General features: G+C 68.4%; 17 protein-coding genes. 8 read left to right on the forward strand and 9 right to left on the reverse strand.

The genetic code is table 11. The features are described 5' to 3' along the window. Positions 1-29: 29 nt before the first annotated feature. On the forward strand, positions 30-851 hold the full coding sequence (locus ACXJKM_RS08285) for a M90 family metallopeptidase (RefSeq protein WP_056193048.1): 822 nt from the start codon (positions 30-32) through the stop codon (positions 849-851). Here the strand turns inward: ACXJKM_RS08285 and ACXJKM_RS08290 are convergent. From ACXJKM_RS08290 to ACXJKM_RS08320, 7 genes are all read right to left on the reverse strand, one after another. After that, a complete protein-coding gene (locus ACXJKM_RS08290) occupies positions 848-1,402 on the reverse strand; it encodes a protein phosphatase CheZ (protein ID WP_056193051.1) in 555 nt (184 codons plus the stop codon). The two genes, ACXJKM_RS08285 and ACXJKM_RS08290, sit on opposite strands and share 4 nt — an antisense overlap. A gap of 131 nt (positions 1,403-1,533) precedes the next feature. Next, a complete protein-coding gene (locus ACXJKM_RS08295; RefSeq protein WP_157281157.1) occupies positions 1,534-2,337 on the reverse strand; it encodes a DUF2520 domain-containing protein in 804 nt (267 codons plus the stop codon). A 35-nt stretch (positions 2,338-2,372) separates the two neighbouring features. After that, positions 2,373-3,149: a class I SAM-dependent methyltransferase gene (locus ACXJKM_RS08300; RefSeq protein WP_056193056.1), complete on the reverse strand. Its 777-nt coding sequence runs from the start codon at positions 3,147-3,149 to the stop codon at positions 2,373-2,375. A 58-nt stretch (positions 3,150-3,207) separates the two neighbouring features. After that, positions 3,208-4,347 carry an MFS transporter gene (locus ACXJKM_RS08305; protein ID WP_056193059.1) on the reverse strand — a complete coding sequence of 380 codons (1,140 nt, stop codon included), beginning with the start codon at positions 4,345-4,347 and terminating at the stop codon, positions 3,208-3,210. A gap of 43 nt (positions 4,348-4,390) precedes the next feature. After that, entirely contained in the window at positions 4,391-4,990 is a 600-nt protein-coding gene (locus ACXJKM_RS08310; protein WP_082532430.1) for a TVP38/TMEM64 family protein, read from the reverse strand. A gap of 67 nt (positions 4,991-5,057) precedes the next feature. Beyond that, positions 5,058-6,749, reverse strand: coding sequence for a gamma-glutamyltransferase (gene ggt, locus ACXJKM_RS08315; RefSeq protein WP_457351882.1), 1,692 nt, complete (start codon positions 6,747-6,749; stop codon positions 5,058-5,060). 129 nt (positions 6,750-6,878) lie between these two features. Beyond that, on the reverse strand, positions 6,879-7,622 hold the full coding sequence (locus ACXJKM_RS08320) for a Crp/Fnr family transcriptional regulator (RefSeq protein ID WP_056193065.1): 744 nt from the start codon (positions 7,620-7,622) through the stop codon (positions 6,879-6,881). Positions 7,623-7,810: 188 nt separating this feature from the next. On the opposite strand from ACXJKM_RS08320, the gene ACXJKM_RS08325 reads away from it, so the two are divergent. Continuing rightward, positions 7,811-8,359, forward strand: coding sequence for a hypothetical protein (locus ACXJKM_RS08325; RefSeq protein WP_457351560.1), 549 nt, complete (start codon positions 7,811-7,813; stop codon positions 8,357-8,359). Here the strand turns inward: ACXJKM_RS08325 and ACXJKM_RS08330 are convergent. Further along, entirely contained in the window at positions 8,356-9,030 is a 675-nt protein-coding gene (locus tag ACXJKM_RS08330) for a cytochrome b/b6 domain-containing protein (RefSeq protein WP_457351562.1), read from the reverse strand. The genes ACXJKM_RS08325 and ACXJKM_RS08330 overlap by 4 nt on opposite strands. Beyond that, positions 9,005-9,496, reverse strand: coding sequence for a rhodanese-like domain-containing protein (locus ACXJKM_RS08335; protein ID WP_056193147.1), 492 nt, complete (start codon positions 9,494-9,496; stop codon positions 9,005-9,007). The genes ACXJKM_RS08330 and ACXJKM_RS08335 overlap by 26 nt, the downstream gene beginning before the upstream one ends. A gap of 335 nt (positions 9,497-9,831) precedes the next feature. Here ACXJKM_RS08335 and ACXJKM_RS08340 point away from each other — a divergent pair, with 335 nt between their 5' ends. The 6 genes from ACXJKM_RS08340 to ACXJKM_RS08365 all read left to right on the forward strand — a co-directional run bounded on the left by ACXJKM_RS08340 (position 9,832) and on the right by ACXJKM_RS08365 (position 18,472). Beyond that, positions 9,832-12,432 (forward strand): TonB-dependent receptor, encoded by a 2,601-nt coding sequence (locus ACXJKM_RS08340; RefSeq protein ID WP_457351564.1) that lies wholly within the window; start codon positions 9,832-9,834, stop codon positions 12,430-12,432. Positions 12,433-12,583: 151 nt separating this feature from the next. Continuing rightward, positions 12,584-15,052: a DUF1549 and DUF1553 domain-containing protein gene (locus ACXJKM_RS08345; protein WP_457351566.1), complete on the forward strand. Its 2,469-nt coding sequence runs from the start codon at positions 12,584-12,586 to the stop codon at positions 15,050-15,052. Positions 15,053-15,064: 12 nt separating this feature from the next. Continuing rightward, a complete protein-coding gene (locus ACXJKM_RS08350) occupies positions 15,065-16,501 on the forward strand; it encodes a DUF1501 domain-containing protein (RefSeq protein ID WP_056193078.1) in 1,437 nt (478 codons plus the stop codon). Positions 16,502-17,139: 638 nt separating this feature from the next. Next, positions 17,140-17,523: a hypothetical protein gene (locus ACXJKM_RS08355; RefSeq protein WP_457351568.1), complete on the forward strand. Its 384-nt coding sequence runs from the start codon at positions 17,140-17,142 to the stop codon at positions 17,521-17,523. Continuing rightward, positions 17,520-17,906 (forward strand): hypothetical protein, encoded by a 387-nt coding sequence (locus ACXJKM_RS08360; protein ID WP_457326460.1) that lies wholly within the window; start codon positions 17,520-17,522, stop codon positions 17,904-17,906. Before ACXJKM_RS08355 ends, ACXJKM_RS08360 begins: the two co-directional genes overlap by 4 nt. Next, positions 17,903-18,472: a peroxiredoxin gene (locus ACXJKM_RS08365; protein ID WP_457351570.1), complete on the forward strand. Its 570-nt coding sequence runs from the start codon at positions 17,903-17,905 to the stop codon at positions 18,470-18,472. Before ACXJKM_RS08360 ends, ACXJKM_RS08365 begins: the two co-directional genes overlap by 4 nt. Positions 18,473-18,481 lie beyond the last annotated feature (9 nt).

Here is an 18,481-nt window from a genome sequence, read left to right on the forward strand (position 1 = left end):
AAGCGTGCGGCCGGGCCCAGTTGCCCAGCATGCCGCTGTTCATCTGCTTCTGCCTCGTCCTGCTCGCCGCCGCCGGTATCGCGATGTGGCCGCTGTGGGTGCGCCGCCGCCGCGAGCGCATCGCCAGCCGCCCCTTCCCGCAGTCGTGGCGGCGCCTGCTGCGCCGCCATGTGCCGCTGGTGTCCCGGCTGCCGGCGCGCCAGCAACTGCGCCTGAAAGGGTTGATGCAGGTCTTCCTCGCCGAGAAGCCCATCCTCGGCTGCCGTGGCCTGCGCGTGACGGACGAGATCCGCGTCACCGTCGCGGCCCTGGCCTGCCTGCCACTGCTGGGTGCGGCGCGCGGCGTCTACCCGGAGCTGCGCCAGGTGCTGGTCTACCCCGGCGCCTTCGTCGTCGACCGGCCGGTGACCGAATCGGGCGGCGTGCTGTCAGACCAGCGCCGCGTGCTGGCTGGCGAGAGCTGGAGCCAGGGCCAGGTGCTGCTGGCCTGGGATGAAGTCAAGCGTGGTGCGGCCACGCCGGGCGATGGGCACAACGTCGTCATCCACGAGTTCGCGCATCAGCTCGACCAGGCGGGCGGCCCGGCCAATGGCGCGCCGGCACTGCCGTCAGCCGAGGCCTACCGGCGCTGGTCGACGGTGATGCAAAACGAGTTCGATGCACTGCGCTGGCGGCTGGCCCGCGGCGAGCCGGGGCTCATCGACGCCTATGGTGCGACCGACCCGGCGGAATTCTTCGCGGTGATCAGCGAGCTATTCTTCGAGCGGCCGATCGAGCTGGCCGCAGGTCACCCGGCGCTGTACAGCGAGCTCAGTGGCTACTACCGACTGGACCCGGCGAGCTGGAACTAGAAGCCGAGGCTGGCCAGCAGGTCGTCCACATCGTCCTGCTTGAGCGCCTTGTCCGGCGTCTGCACGCCACCAAGCTCGGCGGACACGGCGGCAGCGGCCGGTGCGGGCAGGGACTGGACAAGATCCTTCAGCGGCGGCTCGGCGCGCTCCAGCATCTTGCTGACCTTGTTGATGACCTGGCCCGAGAGATCCTGGAAGTCCTGCGACATCATGATCTCGGTGTGCAGCGACTTCTCGCGCGCGGCGAAGCTCGCGGCGTCGGCGGCGTAAGCGGCGCACAGCTTCATCAGCGCGCGGGCGCGGTCGGCGCTGATGTTGCTGGACAGGGCCAGGCGGTTCAGCGCGTCGGACAGCTCGCGGCCCTTCTTGCGCACGGCCTCGGCGTCGTCCTGGGCGGCTTCCACCAGGTTGAGCACCTTGGTGGCCGCCTGCTCGGTCATGCTGCGCACATAGGCCAGGCGCTCGCGCGCATCGGGCAACTCGTCGACCACGTCATGCAGGATCTGGGCGGCGTCGGCCCGGATCATGGCCTGGATGGACGCGTCGGACATGTGGAACTCCCTGAATGGGCCCGACAGCAGCGACGGGGCTACAACCAGTTTAGAAGCGCCTCTACGGCGCGCAATTGCCCGGCAGATGGTCAAGCGCTGCCGAACGCGGCCTTTGTCACGCGGGTTGCAATTCAGGGCGCCGCGAGCAGTGCGCGCAAAGCCGCGGCCTGCGTCACGTCGAGGCGGCCAGCTTGCTCGGCCAGCAGAAGCTGGCGCCGGCCCAACGCCAGCAGCAGGTCAGCATCCAGCCCGGCAGACGCCAGCGCCTGCAGATGGCGGCCCAGCACGCCGGTGTCGCCGCGCGCGACAGGCCCCGAGACGGCACCGGCCAGGCCACGGTCCAGGGCGGTGTCCAATGCGCCGCGGGTCAACGGCACCAGGGCCGGCAGGGCTTGGGCCCGCGCCAGTCCAGCGGCCGCCCACAGCGTTTGGGCTTCGGCCAGCACGGCCAGCACGCCGCTGGCGGCCAGGTTGGCCGCAGCGTGATAGGCAGCCCGCGCCTGAGCCGTCATCGGCGACGGCAACGCCAGTGGCACCAGGCCCAGCACGTGAGCGAGTGCTTCCAGCGCAGGCCGGTGTGCTGCATCCGCCTCGATACCGACATGCACGCCGGCGAGGCCGGCATCACCGGCCAGCAGTTTCAATGGGTGAAAGCCTGCCGCGGCCGGCGCCGGGCCCAGCGCGGCCAGCGGCGTCGCGCCACTGCAATGCAGGCCCAGTTGGCCGGCGCGCCACGGCAAGGCGGCGGCGGTCGTGGCGATCTGATCGTCGGGGACTGTCAGCCAGACCCAGTCGGCCGCCTGGGCGGCATCGGCCATTGCGAACTCGCCTTCACCCGGCGAGCGCCGACCAACGACAACCTCCTCGCCCGCCGCTCGGAACGCCGGCACCAGCGCCCTGGCCAGCCGGCCGTACCCGATCACAGCATGTCTCATGAGTGGGCGCGGGCGAAGAAGGTGCGAATGCCTTCTCAGGGCTTGACGAACTTCAGCGTCATGCGGTCACTCTCGCCGATGGCCTGGTACTTCGAGCGGTCCTTGTCCTTCAGCGCATAGGTCGGCGGCAGCGTCCAGACGCCGTCGGGGTGGTCGGCCGTGTCCTTGGGGTTGGCGTTGACCTCGCTTCTGCCGGCAAGCTTGAAACCCGCGTTCTCGGCGAACTTGATGACGGTGGCCTCCTGCACATAGCCGCTCGGGGCCTTGGGGTCCTGGGTGCGCGAGACCGGCAGCCGGTGCTCCTCGACCCCCAATGTGCCGCCAGGCTTCAGCGCCTTGAAAGCGGCGTCGAAGACGGCCTGGGCCGTGCCACCGTTCATCCAGTTGTGCACATTGCGGAAGGTCAGCACCGCATCGGCGCTGCCGGCCGGGGCGATGTCAAACACGCCCTTGGCCGGGTCGAAGGCCGTGATCTTGACCTTGCCGTAGACGCCCATCGAATCCATCTTGGCCTTGAAGCGCGCGCTGCCGCCGTCGGCCGCATAGAGCTGACCTCCTTCGCGCAGATAGGGGGCAAGGATCTCGGTGAACCAACCACCGCCCGGGGCGAGTTCGACGACGGTGTCGGTCGGCTTGATGCCGAAGAAGCTCAGCGTTTCGTAGGGGTGGCGTTGCGCATCGCGGGCGACATTGCCCACCAAGCGGTTGTCGGCGGCAACGGCGGCCTTCAGCGGGTCGGCGTCGTGAGCTTGTGCGCCCGCAGCAGCAAACATGGCGGAAGTGGCGAGAGTGGCGATCAGCCAGGTCTTCATAGGGAGTGTCTCCTTGTGGAACAGCCAGTATCCGGTGCTCGTCGGCCCCTGTCCAAGGTCAGCGACGGAATGCCAAAGACGCCAGACCAAGCAGGGCCAGCGCGGCGCCAAACAGGCCCAGCGCATGCAGGCCGAGCCCCTTCAGCACCATGCCGCCCACGCTGGCGCCCAGCGTCGCACCGACATAGATGGCCGAGGCGTTCAACGCGAACAGCACCGGCAGCCGGGCCGGGTCCAGCGCCGCCAGCCGCGCCTGCTGCGGCACCATGAAGCTCCAGCCGAACACGCTCCAGGTGAAGACCAGCGCCCCCATCACCGCAAGCGGCCAGGTCGGCAGGGTCAGCGCCGGCATCAGCAGGCACTGTGCCAGGCACAGCAGCACCAGCGTGCGGCGCGACCCGATGCGGTCGGTCAGCCGGCCGCCCATTGCATTGCCGGCGACGGCGCCCAGGCCGAACAGCAGCAGCATGCCGGTCACGCCGTCGCGGCTGAGGCCGTAGACGGACTCCAGCAGTGGCGCCACAAAGGTGTAGCAAACATAGAGCGCGCCGATGAAGAGTGCCGTGAAGGCCACTGCCCCCATCAGCCGGCCACTGCGCAGCACGGCGCCAAGGCTCTTCAGGCTGGCCACCGGCACCGCGATGCCGGCCGGCAGGGCCACCACCATGGCGGCGAGGCTCAGCAAGGTCAGCACGGCGACGACGACAAAGGCCGCCTGCCAGCCCAGCGCATAGCCCAGCCAGGCGCCGGCCGGAATGCCCAGCACCTGGGCCAGCGTCAACCCGCCGAAGACGATAGCCAGGGCCCGGCCCTGCTGGCCCGGCCCGGCCAACGCAACGCCGACCGAGGCGGCCACCGGCGTGACCAGGCCGCCGCCCAATGCCATCACGGCGCGCGCCGCCAGCAGCAGCGCAAAGCCGGGCGCCAGCGCGGCCATCACGGCACCCAGCGCAAACAATGCCAGGCCGATGGACATCAGCCGCCTTCGGTCCAGCCTCCCAGTGGCCGCCACCAGCAGCGGCGAGGCGACCGCATAGGTGCCGGCATAGACGCTCATCAGCGCACCGGCTTGCGCCCGGTCGACGCCGAAGGCCAGCGCCACCGGCGACAGCACGCCGACGACCACGAAGGCGCCCATGCCGATGGCGAAATTGGCCAGGGCCAGCAGCCAGAGCTGGCGGGAGGTGGACGAGGTCATCACTCCATCATCGCCAGCGCCGCGAGGCCCTGCCAGGCCGGGGTCAATGCGCGGCCCACCCCATCCAGACGGCGAGCGTGTCGAACAGCGTCGTGATGACCAGGATGGGCAGGGGCAGGCCCAGCAGCGTGCCGATGACATAGTCGCGCAGCCGCACGCCGGACAGCGCCAGCGTGTAGTTCAGCGCCGGCACCGAGTGGAAGACCGTGCGCAGCAGCACGACACTGCGCACGGGATGGGCGTCCAGCTTCGCGAACAGGCGGCGCGCCAGCCGGTTGTCCAGCTCACGCAGCGCGTCGGCGCCCAGGGCGCGCACGACGACAAACGTCACCGTGCAGGCGATGCAGGCCGCGACATAGGTCGTCAACGCGCCCCACGCCGGCCCAAGGGCCAGCACCGCCGCGGCGAGGAAGAAGGCGCCGGGAATGTGTGCCAGGTTGGCCAGCACGAACATCGCCGTGAAGGCTGCAAAGCCCCAGAGCCGGTGCTGGGCGAAACCCTCGCGCACGGCCTGCAGGCTGATCTGCTGGCGCAGGCCGGTGACCTCGACGACGCCCCAGAGCAGCACCACGAAAAGCAGAACCGCCAGCCAGCGCCAGCGCTGAGGCGCGGGCGCGGGGGTGGTGGTGTCGGCAGGCTTCAACGCTTGGGCTTGGGCGGCTTCTTGGAGCCGGAAGTATCGGCGGGTCGGGCGGGCCGGTGAGGGCCCTTCAGTAGCCCGCCGCCAGCCCGGAATTGCGCCGCGGATCGTTGGCCCCGTAGTAGCGGTTCTTGCCCACCGGCTTGCCGCCGAGCCTGGGGGCGCCGACCAAGATGCTGGCGAGGTGGTTGGCGGGTTGCGGGTCGGCGAACTTCTGGCCCCAGCCCTCGAGGATCTTGCGCGTGTCTGGCGACAGCGCGAAGGCCTCGACGTTGGTCGCTTCGGGCAGCCACTGCTGGTGGAAGCGCGGCGCGTCCGTCGCCTCCTGCACGTCCATGCCGTAGTCGATGACGTTGATCATCGTGTGCAGCACCGCGGTGATGATGCGGCTGCCGCCCGGCGTGCCGACGACCATCACCGTCTTGCCGTCCTTGGTGACGACGGTGGGGCTCATGGACGACAGTGGGCGCTTGCCGGGCTCGATGCGGTTGGCCTCGCCCTGCACCAGGCCGTAGAGGTTGGGCACGCCCACCTTGGCGGTGAAGTCGTCCATCTCGTCGTTCAGCAGCACGCCGGTCCCGGCCGCGGTGACGCGGGCACCGAACCAGTCGTTCAAGGTGTAGGTCACCGATACGGCATTGCCCCACTTGTCGACGATGGAGTAGTGCGTGGTGTTGCTGCCCTCGTGCGGCGACACGCCGGGCTTGATGTCCTTGGACACGCCGGCCTTGTGCGGGTCGATGACCGCGCGCAGCTGGGCCGCGTAGTCCTTGCTGAGCAACCGGTCCAGCGGGTTCTTGACGAAGTCTGGGTCGCCCAGGTAGCTGTTGCGGTCCACGTAGGCGTGGCGCATCGCCTCGATCTGGTAGTGCACCGCCTGCGCGGAGCGAAAGCCCAGTTCCTTGAGCGGGTAGCCCTCCAGGATGTTCAGGATCTCGCAGATGATGACGCCGCCCGAACTGGGTGGCGGCGCTGAGACGACGTGATAGCCCCGGTAATTGCATTCCACAGGCGGCAGTTCGCGCGTCTTGTACTGGTCGAGGTCGGCGGCGCTCAGGATGCCCTTGCCCGCCTGGCTGGAGGCGACGATGGCGGCGGCCACAGGGCCTTTGTAAAAGCCCGCCTCACCCTTGTCGCGAATGGCCTTGAGCGTGGTGGCCAAGTCCTTTTGCACCAGCTTCTGGCCGACCTGGAACGGCTCGCCCTTGTTCAGGAAGATGGCCGCGGTGGCCGGGTCCTTGCGGAAATCGTCGGTGGCGGCGTGCAGCATGTCGATGTCGCCCTGGTCGAGCACGAAACCCTGCTCCGCGTAGTGGATGGCCGGCGCGATGACCGCGGCGCGCTTCATCGTGCCGTACTTGCCCAGTGCGTACTCCAGCCCTGACACGCTGCCCGGCACGCCCACCGCCAAATGGCCCAGCGTGCTCAGGCCCTTGATGACGTTGCCGTCCTTGTCGAGGTACATATTGGCCGTGGCAGCCAGCGGTGCCTTCTCGCGGAAGTCCAGGAAGGTCTTGCGGCCATCGGCCAGCTGCACGGTCATGAAGCCGCCGCCGCCAAGGTTGCCCGCCGCGGGGTAGACCACCGCCAGCGCATACCCCACCGCCACGGCCGCATCCACCGCGTTGCCGCCGTCCTTCAGCACGTCCACGCCGATGCGGGTGGCCAGGTGCTGGGCCGTGACCACCATGCCGTTCTCGGCTGCCACCGGGGCCTGCGAGGCCGCCTGGGCCACGCCCGCCGTGAGCAGTGCGGCCACCATCACCAGGGAACGCGATTGCAGTTTCAACGCCAATGTCATGCGGAAGCTCCGTCCGGGTGTCTTCGATGACGGCGACCTTACTGCGCCACCGGGCGCTTGCCACTCCCCTGGTTCGCGCGGCGCGCTGAGTCACTGCAGCAGCGTCCGGGCGACGCCGCGTTGCACGTAGGCACCCAGCGCCGCCACGTCGGGGATGCAGATATCGCGGCGGCCACGTTCGGTGAAGGCGATCAGTTGCTCGCGAGCCAGCCTGGTCAGCGCGCGGCTGACCGTCTCCACCGTCATGCCCAGGTAGTTGCCGATCTCGGCGCGCGTCATGCGCAGGGTGATCTGGTCGCTGCGCAGGCCGCACTGGGCCATGGCGTCGGCCCAGTAGCGCAGGAAGTCGGCCACGCGGGCATCGGCCGACAGCGTGCACAACGACAGCAGGGAGTCGCGGTCGCGGCTGATCTCGCGGCTCATGGCCGAATGCAACAGGCCCAACAGCGGCGCATGGCGGGCGCAGGCAGCGAGCAGCGCGTCGTAGCGCACGCTCCACACCTCGCCGGTGTCCAGCGCGATGGCATCACAACCGTAGCGGCCGGTCGCAATGCCGTCGAAGCCGAGCCAATCACCCTTGAAGTGCAGGCCAACGACCTGCTCGCGGCCATCCGCGGCGAGGTTGAGGGTCTTGAAGAAGCCCGAGTTGATGACATGCAGGCTGGCGAACGCGTCGCCCGTGCGGTAGACGCGGTCGCCGGCGTGCAGGACGCGGCGGCTGATGTCCACGTGGGCCTGCAGACCCTGCAGCGTGTCGGCAATGCGTTGGGGCGCGGCGGCCGGCGCGCGCAAGGTGGGATGGGCGGCGGCGGGAGTCATCGTGGCGGTCAGCATTTCGGGGTGTCCTGGGCGGCGTGTGGCAATGGACAGCAGCGTAGAAACCGGCCAACAACTGCCGAGCAATGGCGCACATCACTGGGTAACGCTCGGTAAACCGTTGGTAAACAGCCGTGCGTACTTGATCTGCGTCAGGCCTGGTCCGCGCCGTACCGCCTAGCCTTGCCGGACATGCACCCAATGCCATGCTCAAACACAAATCTCTCTGGTCACTGGAAGGGCTGACGCGCGACGACCTGCTGGCGCTGATCGGCCGGGCTCGGCAGTTCAAGCGCGGCGCCGGCCCGGGTGCGCTGCTGCGCGGCAAGAACCTGGCGTTGCTCAGCGACGACCACGCCAGCCTCGAAGCCGAGGCCTTTCTCCTCGCCGCCACCGAGCTCGGCGCGCAGGTGGCGCGCGTTCGCGCGACCAGCCCCGGCCCGGCCGACCGCCGCGACCCGCGCGACATGGCCGGCCTGCTCGGCCAGCTCTATGACGCCATCGAATGCCAGGGCGTGGCCGAGGCCGACCTGCGCCAGCTCGACCGCGATGCCGGCGTGCCGGTCTTCAACGGCATCGCCTCGCCGGGCCACCCGCTGCAGATGCTGGCGGCGCTGATGACCTGGCAGGATCTCAGTGGCGATGCGGCGCTGCCGATGCCGCTCGCCCCGCCCACCCAGCCACTGCCGGCCGAGGCGGTGGCCCGCAACCACCACCTTCTGCTGCAGGCGGTGCTGAGCGGTGCGCTGGCTTAGAAACGCCCCGACGCCCACAGCAGGCTCCAGGCAGCCGCCGCCAGGCCAAGGCTTAGCAGCACCCAGCCCAGCCGTGACCGCTCCGCCGCGGCCGCCGGAGCGCCGGGCTGATGGCCCCGCCACATCGCTCGCAGCAGAGGCTGGCGGCAGATGAAGACATGGATGGCAATGGCCGCCAGGTGCAGGCCCAGCCAGGCATAGAGCAGCTTGGCCGCAAGCTTGTGCCAGCCGGTCAGCTTCAGGCTCAGGTCTTCCTCGATCCAACTCGACCAAGGCCCGGCGAAACCGATCTCGTCATTGCCGAACAGGCCGGTCAGCACCTGGGTGAGCAGCAGCGCCAGCACGGCAAAGACGGACAGCGCGCCCAGCGGGTTGTGGCCCAGGCCCTGCCAGCGCCCGCGCAGATAGGCCCACAGGCGCGTGGGCGCGGGCCAGAACTGCGCGAAGCGTGCATAGCGCGTGCCCCACAGCCCCCAGCCGAGGCGAAACACCAGCAGGGCCGCAATGGCCTGGCCAGCACGGGCATGCCAGCTCATCCAGGCGCCACCGGCAAGACCCGTCGCTATGGCCACCGACACCAGGCTCACCAGGGCCCAATGGAAGACGCGCAGCGGCAGGTCCCAGACCAGGACCTCGCTTGTGTGCTCAGGGCTGGCGAGCTGCGGCGACATCGGTGCTTCCGGCAGCCGCCTGTGCGCGTGGCGCCGGTGGCTGGATATGGGCCACGGCCTTGCCGCCTTCCTGCTCGTAGTCCTCGCTGCCGGTCGCACCCGCAACCCGATAGCCCTTCTCGGCCAGCAGGTCGCCCGCGCGGCCGGCACGCACGGCGTGGTTGGAGACGGTCAGGATGGCGCGGTCCCTGGGCAAGTAGGCCAGGTGCTTTTCAAGATCCTTGTTCTGGATGTTGAGGAAGGCCGGGAAGCTGCCGTACTTGATCAGTTCGTCGGGGCGGCGCAGGTCCAGCACCAGCAGCTTGTCCGGCTGGGCCAGCAGGGCATCGACCTCGGCCGCCTTCAGGCGCGGGGTCTTGTATTTCCATTCGGCGGCTGCGGCCGGCGCTGAAGCGGCCGTCTGGGCGTGAGCGACGGCGGTCAGGCTAAGCAGAGCGCCAACGGCCAGTGCGTGCAGTGTTTTCATGATGAGGTCAAAGGAGTGGCAGACCTCGCCCACAGCGCAGCTTCCGTGCCAGAACGCAAACAAGCCACAGAGACACGGAGACACAGAGGACAGGCATGAATTTCTCTGTGCCTCTGTGCCTCTGTGGCTGTGTTCCAGGCCGCACGATTTGCTGACCTGCTGTTCAACAAGCAACAGCACCCACTGCGCGATCACACGCACGACTCGCAACGGGGCCATGAAAACCGCCAAAACGCCGCCTGCCAACGCGAAGCGCAATTGCTTAGACGCCCAGCGTATTGGGCACGCTCCCTGCAATGAAGTGCCCGACCCCGCCCTATCGATCACTCCATTCCATGACGACCCAACATCGCTTTCGCCCGCATCCACTGACCGCGCTGATCGCCGCCCTCGCTGCTGGCAGTGCCCTCGCCCAGGAAGCCGCCGCGCCCGCGCCGGCCGAGGACAACACCCAGGCCCTCGGCGCCGTCACCGTGCGCAGCCGCAACCGCATCGAGAAGCTGCAGGACGTGCCGCTGTCCATCTCCGTCATCCAGGGCGCCGAGCTGGACCGCCTGGGTTCCGTGGGCATCGACGACATCACCAAGCGCGCCGCCAACGTCAGCTGGAACCTCGGCAACCAGCGCACCAGCTCAATCTCCATCCGCGGCATCGGCAAGATCGGCCAGACCGAGGCCCAGGACCCGAGCGTGGGCATCATCGTGGACGGCGTTTCCTATGCCTACAACGCGCTGACGTCGAGCTTCGACTTCGTCGACATCGACACCGTCGAGGTCACGCGCGGCCCGCAGGGCACGCTGCTGGGCAAGAACGCCAGCGTCGGCAACATCATCTTCACCACCAAGCGCCCCAGCTTCACGCCAACGGCCGATTTCACACTGGGCTTTCGCCAGCGCGACGGCCTGTTCGCCACCGCGGCCGTCGGCGGCCCCATCGTCGACGGCCTGCTGGCCTGGCGCGGCACCTTCTCCGCCAACAAGGGCGCCGGCGACATCAAAAACGCCTACAACCGCGATGTCAGCTACACCAACACCGACCGCATCTCCGGCCGCGTGCAGTTCCTCGTCACGCCCTCGCCCGACTTCAAGGCCCGCTTCGCCTTCGACCTGCAGCCACGCGCCGGCGAGACGACCAACGGCCGCAGCTTCCCCGTCATCAACCCGCCGACGACCTACTCCAACGGCGCCCCCATCACGACGGTGACCAACGAGCAGCGCCTGGGCCGCCGCTGGTTCAAGGACAACACCGGCTATTCCCTCGCCGACTACCAGAACCTGCTGACCACCGACTCGGTGCGCCCGCTGGTGACGGGCAGCTCGGGCGCCACAGCCGACCTGAACTGGCAGCTCGGCAGCCACACGCTGACGTCGATCACCGCCTACAAGAGCTATCACTTCGACGCGGTGAACGACGACGCGACGCCTTTCGACGTTTATCGCAATGCCGGCGGTTTCTGGAACGACTACCGCCAGGCCACGCAGGAGCTGCGCCTGACGTCCGCGCCCGGTGGCTTCGTCGACTACCAGGCGGGCCTGTACTTCATCAAGGTGGACAACACCGCTGACTACCGCCGCTGGTGGGGCAACGACGCCGGCGCCTGGTTCGCCAACAACGCGCAGTACGCCCGACTGGACGCCGACGCCGCCGGCCGCGACCTGCTGCGCAACAGCCTGGCCAATGTGAAGGCCTCCTACAACAGCCCGACCGGCGTGCAGGACATCCGCAACAAGAGCGCGGCCATCTTTGCCCAGGCCAACTGGCACCTCAGCGAGGCGCTGACGCTGACCACCGGCGCCCGCCTGACGCGCGAGGACCGCCGCAACACCGGCACCAGCCGCATCACCAGCGACGGCAGCGCGCCCGAGCTGAACCCGGTCAGCGTCAACGGCGTCGCCCTGGGCGGCTTCGCCACCAACGCGACGGGCGACCTCGCCGCCGGCAACACGGCCGAGCAGATCGCGCTGGCCAACGCCACGGCGGCCAAGTACTTCAACGTGCCGACCTACGCTGCCCTGAGCGCCGCGCAACGCCGCCAGGTCGCCGATGCCAAGGCAATCCGCCAGGCCAACATCGGCGTGCTCTTCCCCACCACCGAGGCCGAGCCCTTCAAGAAGACGCAACCGGCCTGGGTGCTGAGCCCGAGCTACAAGTTCAACCGCGACCTGACCGGCTATGCCTCGCTGCAACACGGCGAGAAGGCTGGCATCGCGCAGTTCGTCAACGGCGTGTCCTCGCCCGTCGAACCCGAGAAGACCGACAGCTTCGAGCTGGGTTTCAAGTCGGCGCTGTTCAACAAGACGCTGATCCTGAACGCCGACGTCTTCCAGACCCGCATCAAGAACTACCAGCAGAGCGTGCGCGTGCTGGACGTCTACACGACGACGCAGACCAACGACGGCACCCGCTACTACACCAGCGCCACCGGCAACGCGCCCAAGGTCGAGGTCAAGGGCCTGGAGATCGACGGCGTCTACGGCGGCATCCGCGACCTGACGGTGCGCTTCTCGGCCGCTTACAACGACGCCAAGTACAAGTCCTTCCCGAACGCCGCCCAGCGCATCGAGGACGCCTACCCCGGCTCCGCGCCGTATACCGACATCAGCGGCCGGCCGCTGGCGGGCGCGGCCAAGTACACCGGCAACATCGGCGTGGACTACCGCCAGCCGGTCTGGGGCGACAAGGAGATCAACTACACCGGCAACGTGGCCTTCTCTTCGTCCTACTACTCGGACGTCAGCCTCTCGGCCTATTCCATCGTGCCCAAGAGCACGACGGTGGACGCCGGCATCGGCTTCGGCACGCGCAACAAGAGCTTCAACGTCAGCCTGATCGTCAAGAACCTGTTCAACGACGACACGGTGCGCTCCATCAGCAGCACCAGCTACACGCCGGCCATCCCGCGCAGCGTGGGCATCCAGTTCATGGCCAGGTTGTAAGCGCTGTCGATCCGCCAACAGTGTTTCAACAGCGCTGTTGGCGCCACCGCAAATCTGCCCTTCTTTTGGCCCGATTCGCGCCGTTTTCGCTGGCGCGTTTATTGCGCTGACCCCTTCAGTTCCGTCTTTGCCATTTCCCCGGGAGACCTACGTGCCCAAGTTCCGGATCGCCCCTCTTGCTCTCGCCGCCCTGCTGGCCGGCGTTGCCACCCTCAGCCCCGCCGAGGACTACGCGCCGCCCGGCGGCTTCACCAAGGGCAGCGAGCGCCCCTGGTCCTACACGCCACTGAACACGCAAGTCGCCACGCCGGCCACCAAGGCCAAGGCCTGGGTGCGCCAGCCGCTGGACGCCTTCGTGCTGGCCAAGCTCGAGGCGCAAGGCATCGCCCCCTCGCCCGAGGCCGACCGTCACGCCTACATCCGCCGCGCGACGCTCGACACCTGGGGCATCCTGCCCACGCCCGAGGAGGTCAACGCCTTCGTGGGCGACAAGTCGCCCAAGGCGCATGAAAAGCTCGTCGAGCGCCTGCTGGCCTCGCCGCGCTACGGCGAGCGCCAGGCGCGCCGCTGGCTGGACCTGAGCCGCTATGCCGACAGCGATGGCTACAACACCGACGGCACGCGTCCCAACATCTGGCGCTACCGCGACTACGTCGTCAACGCCTTCAACGCCGACAAGCCCTTCGACCGCTTCGTCAAGGAACAGATCGCTGGCGACGAACTCTGGCCCGAGCGCACCGAGGCCCTGATCGCCACCGGCTTCCTGCGCAACCTGCCCGACGAGATCAACGCCCGCGACCTGAACCTGAAGAAGCAGGAGGTCGCCAACGACCTGACCGACACCGTCGGCGCCGTCTTCCTCGGCACCACCATCGGCTGCGCCCAGTGCCACGACCACAAGACCGAGAAGATCACACAGAAGGAGTACTACGAGTTCCAGGCCTTTTTCGCCAACACCAGCTGGAAGGACGATGTCTCGCCGCTGACGGGCAAGGCCAAGGCCGACTACGACGCCCAGCTGGCCAAGTGGGAAGACGCGACCAAGGACATCCGCGAACAGCGCGACGCGCTGCTCAAGCCCATCATCGAGAAGCTCGAGACCGATCGCCTGTCGGGCTTCGTGCCGGCCACGCGCGAGTCCATCAACAAGCCGGCATCGGAGCGCAATGCCTACGACCGCTGGATCTACCACCGCAACCTGTGGACCCTGTCGGGCCGCACGCGCAACGCCGAGAACCAGCTCAAGACCAAGGACAAGGAGGCCTACGCCAAGTACGAGGTGCTGACGGCGCAGCTGAAGAAGTTCGACGCCCTCAAGCCCAAGGATCCGGGCAATGTCTCCACCATCGTCGAGCTGGGCAACGACGCACCGCCCACCAAGGTCCTCTTCAAGGGCATCTACGACCGACCGCTGCAGGAGGTGCAGCCCGGCCTGCCCGCCCTGTTGACCGACGCCTCGCTGAAGATTGCGCCGACGGCCACGTCGTCGGGCCGCCGCACGGCCCTGGCCAACTGGCTGGTCAGCCCCGACAACGGCCTCACCGCCCGCGTCTTCGTCAACCGCCAATGGGCCCAGTTCTTCGGCCGCGGCATCGTCGAGACCAGCGCCGACTTCGGCAAGACCGGCACCAAGCCCACTCACCCCGAGCTGCTCGACAAGCTGTCGGCCGACTTCGTCAAGCAGGGCTGGAGCGTGAAGACGCTGCACAAGCAGATCCTGCTGTCCAGCACCTACCGGCAGGCCAGCCAGGCTCGTGAGGTCAAGCAGGACCCGGACAACAAGCTGCTGTGGGCCTTCCCGCGCCAACGCCTGGAGGCCGAGCAATTGCGCGACTCGCTGCTGGCCGCCTCCGGCCTGCTGGAGGAGAAGCGCGGCGGCCCGTCGGTCTACCCGCCCATTCCGCCCAACTTCGACATCGGCGGCCAGCGCAACCGCTGGCAGACGTCCGAGGACCCGCGCGACCACAACCGCCGCAGCCTCTACGTCTTCGTGCTGCGCAACTCGCCCTATCCGCTGCTGGAGACCTTCGACTGGGCCAACCCACAGTCCCCTCACTTCAAGCGCGACGTGACGACGACGGCGCCACAGGCCCTGGCCCTGGTCAACAGCGACCTCGTGCTGGGCTGGAGCCAGGCTCTGGCCGGCCGTGTCATCCAGGAGGCGCCTGCAGGTGAGTCCGCGCAGATCGACCGCGTCTACGAGATCCTGTTCTCGCGCAAGCCCACGGCCGCGGAGAAGACGAAGCTGGTCGCCTTTCTGAACGCTCAGGAGACCTTGCAGACGGCCCAGGCCGGCGAGGTCAAGAAGCCGCATCTGCCCGAGGGCTGGGGCGTCGACCCCAAGCTCGCCAGGCAGATCGACGGCTTCTACAAGGCGGCCTACAAGCGCGAGCCCGACCGCTACGAGCGCACCGCCTTCCTGGCTTATCTGGATCAGCAGGCTGCCAAGCGCAAGAAGGGCGATGGCGGCGATGAGTCGGCGGATGACGGCGGCGCCACGACCGTGGTCGCAGCCGCGCCAACAAGCCCCACCAAGGGCGCCAGCAAGGCCCGCGCCGCCGCCTTCGTCGACCTGGTCCACACGCTGGTCAACACCAACGAATTCACCTATCGCTTCTAAAGAGGTCAGCCCATGAGCCACTCTCACGATCATTCCCGCCGTCACTTCCTCGGCCACGCCGGTGCCGCCACCTTCGCCGCTTTCGGCGCGGGCAGCTTCGGCGGCATCTCATCCGCCTTCGCCAGCGAACTCTTCGACCCGACGCTGCCGCGCCAGCCCCACCACCCGGCCAAGGCCAAGGCCGTCATCTGGCTGCACATGGCCGGCGCGCCCAGCACGCTGGACCTGTTCGACCACAAGCCCGAACTGATCAAGCTGGCCGGCACACCGCTGCCCGACAGCTTCGGCAAGGACCTGAAGACGGCCACCGACGGCGGCGTGGGCAACCTTTACGCCAGCAAGCGCACCTGGAAGCAGCATGGCGAAAGCGGTGCCTGGGTGTCGGACCTGCTGCCCCACATCGCCAAGCAGGCCGACGACATCGCCTTCCTGAAGGGCAGCAAGACCGAGGGCAGCACCCACGTCATCGCGTCGCTGAAGCTGCACACCGCCGGCCTGGTGCCTGGCCGCCCTGCCCTGGGCTCGTGGGTGCAGTACGGCCTGGGCTCGGCCAACCCCGACCTGCCGGCCTTCGTCGTGCTGCCCACGGGCGTGGGCTCAGCCGGCGGCGGCCGCGGCGCCGTCATCTGGAGCAGCGGCTTCCTGCCCGCCGCCCTGCAGGGAACGCCCTTCCGCAAGGGCGACTCGCCCATCCTGCACCTGGCCCGCCCCGACGGCATCACGGAAAAGGAGCAGCGCGCCCAGCTCGACCTGCTGCGCGCCCTGAATGGCGAGCACGCCGAGCGCTACCCCGGCGACACCGAGTTGATCGCCCGCGCCAAGAGCTATGACCTGGCCTACCGCATGCAGGTCTCGGCGCCGGAGGCCGTCGACCTGGCCAAGGAAACCGCGGCCACGAAGACGGCCTACGGCATCGGCACCAAGGAGACCGACGAGTACGGCACGGCCCTGCTGCGCGCCCGCCGCCTGGTGGAGCGCGGCGTGCGCTTCATCCACGTCATCTCGGGCGCGCCGGACAACAGCGTGGACAGCTGGGACGCCCACAACAACCTCGAGAAGAACCACGCGGTGATGTGCAAGCAGGTGGACCAGCCGGTCGGCGCCCTGCTGGCCGACCTGAAGGCGCGGGGGCTGCTTGAGACGACGCTGGTGGTCTGGGCATCGGAGTTCGGGCGCACGCCGTATGGGCAGTCAGGCAACGGGCGGGATCACAACCCGTGGGGCTACACGCAGTGGATCGCGGGGGGTGGCATCAAGCCGGGGACGTATGGCGGCACCGATGAGATCGGGCTGCGGGCAGAGACCGGGGTGATCGATACGTATGACCTGCAGGCGACGCTGCTGCATCAGCTGGGGCTGAATCACAAGAAGCTGGTGTTCGCGCATCAAGGGCGGGCGGAGAAGGCGACCACCGTGTTTGGGGATGTGATCAAGGAGATCTTGGCTTAGTCTGGTTTGGCGTGTATTGCTGCTCACCGGTGCATTGCCGGGAGTCCGTCCCGGCGGCCGGGTAACTTTCTTCTGCGGGGCCAGAAGAAAGTCACCAAAGAAGAGGCCCTGAACCGCACTCGTTCGCCACGCCACCATCAACGGCGCGCGAAAACGCCCACCTGCACCGCGCCCCGACGCGATCCGCTGCGCTCTCGCTGCTGTCCCTATGACGAGCACCAAACATCGCCACATCCCGCSCGTTAACGCGCGGCTGCACGCCGGGCTCACCAGAAAACCGAAGACAGCGTCGCCCGGGCGACGCGACGGCCCCGCCCACTCGGCGCGTCGCCCGAGCGACGCTGTCTTTCTTGCATTCCTCGTGAGCTCGGCGTGCAGCCGCGCGTTAAGCGGACAGGTGGTGCGGTGGATGCCATTGGTGACAAGGACAGCAGCGAGAGCGCAGCGGGTCGCGTGAAGGCGCCGTCCAGTTCCGAGCAACGCGAGCGCTCCATCCTGCTCGAGTGCGGATTGCATTGAGCGCTCCTCTTTTGGTGACTTTTCTCTGGCGCGTCAGAGAAAAGTTACCCGCCCTCGCGGGGCGGATTCCCGCGGCACTGCACACGAGTCATAAGGACCTCTGCAAAGACATCCAACAAATGAAAACGTACCCGGCGCTAACCGCCCTCATCCCCCTGCTGATCGCCACCACCGTCCTCGCCGCCCAGGCCGAGCTCAGTGCCGACGAGATGCGCAGCGCCGAAGACACGCTGCGCGATCTCGACTCCAACGTCAGCCTGCAGAACCGCAAGGCCCTGGACGAGGCGCGTGAACTCGCGCGCTTCTTCCAGCAGGTCGGCGCCCACTACACGGCTCAGCCCGATGCCGCCCGCGGCGTCGACTTCGCGCGCCAGTCGCAGGACCACGCGCAGGCCATTGCCGCCGCCGTCGAGGCCGGCAACTACGACGCCGCGCAAGACGCACTCAGTGACCTGACGCGCAGCTGCAAGGCCTGCCACGAGGTCTACAAGACCAAGAAATGAAGAAGCAAGCTCCCTTCCTCATCTCCATCGCCCTACTCGTCGCGCCGCTCTGCCACGCCGCTTCCAAGCTGGACCTCGGCATCTGGATGCGCTCCATCGACCACAAGTCGGTCAGCGTGCAGAAGGCCCTCGGCGCCGGCCGCCACGACGAGGCCGCGGTCGATGCCCAGGCCCTGCAGAAGCTCTATGCCGACATGACGGCCTTCTTCGAGAAGGACTACCCGGCCGCCGATGCGGTCGGCTTCTCGCGCGAAGGCGAGCGCCAGGCCGCCGCCATCACCACGGCGCTGTCCGCTGGGGATGTCGCCAGCGCCAAGGGCGCCGCGCGCGCCATCGCCCTCGCCTGCAACGACTGCCACGACCCCTACAAGCCCCTGCCATGAAAAAGACCCTCGCCCTTTCCCTGCTGGCGCTCGCCGCCAGCGCCCACGCCGCGTTGAAGCCCGGTGACGCAGCGCCCGACTTCCAGGCCACCGCAGCCCTGGCCGGCAAGACCGTCGACCTGCAACTCAAGGAAGCCCTCGCAAAAGGCCCCGTCGTCGTCTATTTCTACCCGGCCGCCTTCACCGGCGGCTGCAACCTGCAGGCGCACGAGTTCGCCGAGAACCTGGCCCGCTTCACGGCCGCCGGCGCCACCGTCATCGGCGTATCCGGCGACGGCATAGCCCGCCTGCGCGAGTTCTCCGCCGACCCCGAGACCTGCGCCGGCAAGCTCGCCGTCGCCTCGGACGCCGATGGCCACATCGCCCGCGCCTTCGACATCGCCACCACCGCCACACCGGCCGGCCGCAAGACGACCAAGGGCCAGGACATCACCCACGCCCGCGCCGAGCGCACCAGCTTCGTCATCGGCCGTGACGGCCGCGTCGTCGCCACCGTCGGCGGCCTGGCGCCCGCGGCCAACGTGGCCGCCGCGCTTGCCGAGGTCGAACGCCTGGCCGGCCGCTGATCCCTTCCC

Source organism: Roseateles sp. P5_D6, from assembly GCF_054049415.1.

Bases quoted from the DNA above. Each gene is read 5' to 3' on its own strand.
- ACXJKM_RS08285 (WP_056193048.1), top strand. From the start codon at position 30: ATGCCGCTGTTCATCTGCTTCTGCCTCGTCCTGCTCGCCGCCGCCGGT.
- ACXJKM_RS08290 (WP_056193051.1), bottom strand. From the start codon at position 1,402: ATGTCCGACGCGTCCATCCAGGCCATGATCCGGGCCGACGCCGCCCAG.
- ACXJKM_RS08295 (WP_157281157.1), bottom strand. From the start codon at position 2,337: ATGAGACATGCTGTGATCGGGTACGGCCGGCTGGCCAGGGCGCTGGTG.
- ACXJKM_RS08300 (WP_056193056.1), bottom strand. From the start codon at position 3,149: ATGAAGACCTGGCTGATCGCCACTCTCGCCACTTCCGCCATGTTTGCT.
- ACXJKM_RS08305 (WP_056193059.1), bottom strand. From the start codon at position 4,347: ATGACCTCGTCCACCTCCCGCCAGCTCTGGCTGCTGGCCCTGGCCAAT.
- ggt (WP_457351882.1), bottom strand. From the start codon at position 6,749: ATGGTGGCCGCACTGCTCACGGCGGGCGTGGCCCAGGCGGCCTCGCAG.
- ACXJKM_RS08320 (WP_056193065.1), bottom strand. From the start codon at position 7,622: ATGCTGACCGCCACGATGACTCCCGCCGCCGCCCATCCCACCTTGCGC.
- ACXJKM_RS08325 (WP_457351560.1), top strand. From the start codon at position 7,811: ATGCTCAAACACAAATCTCTCTGGTCACTGGAAGGGCTGACGCGCGAC.
- ACXJKM_RS08330 (WP_457351562.1), bottom strand. From the start codon at position 9,030: ATGTCGCCGCAGCTCGCCAGCCCTGAGCACACAAGCGAGGTCCTGGTC.
- ACXJKM_RS08335 (WP_056193147.1), bottom strand. From the start codon at position 9,496: ATGAAAACACTGCACGCACTGGCCGTTGGCGCTCTGCTTAGCCTGACC.
- ACXJKM_RS08340 (WP_457351564.1), top strand. From the start codon at position 9,832: ATGACGACCCAACATCGCTTTCGCCCGCATCCACTGACCGCGCTGATC.
- ACXJKM_RS08350 (WP_056193078.1), top strand. From the start codon at position 15,065: ATGAGCCACTCTCACGATCATTCCCGCCGTCACTTCCTCGGCCACGCC.
- ACXJKM_RS08355 (WP_457351568.1), top strand. From the start codon at position 17,140: ATGAAAACGTACCCGGCGCTAACCGCCCTCATCCCCCTGCTGATCGCC.
- ACXJKM_RS08360 (WP_457326460.1), top strand. From the start codon at position 17,520: ATGAAGAAGCAAGCTCCCTTCCTCATCTCCATCGCCCTACTCGTCGCG.
- ACXJKM_RS08365 (WP_457351570.1), top strand. From the start codon at position 17,903: ATGAAAAAGACCCTCGCCCTTTCCCTGCTGGCGCTCGCCGCCAGCGCC.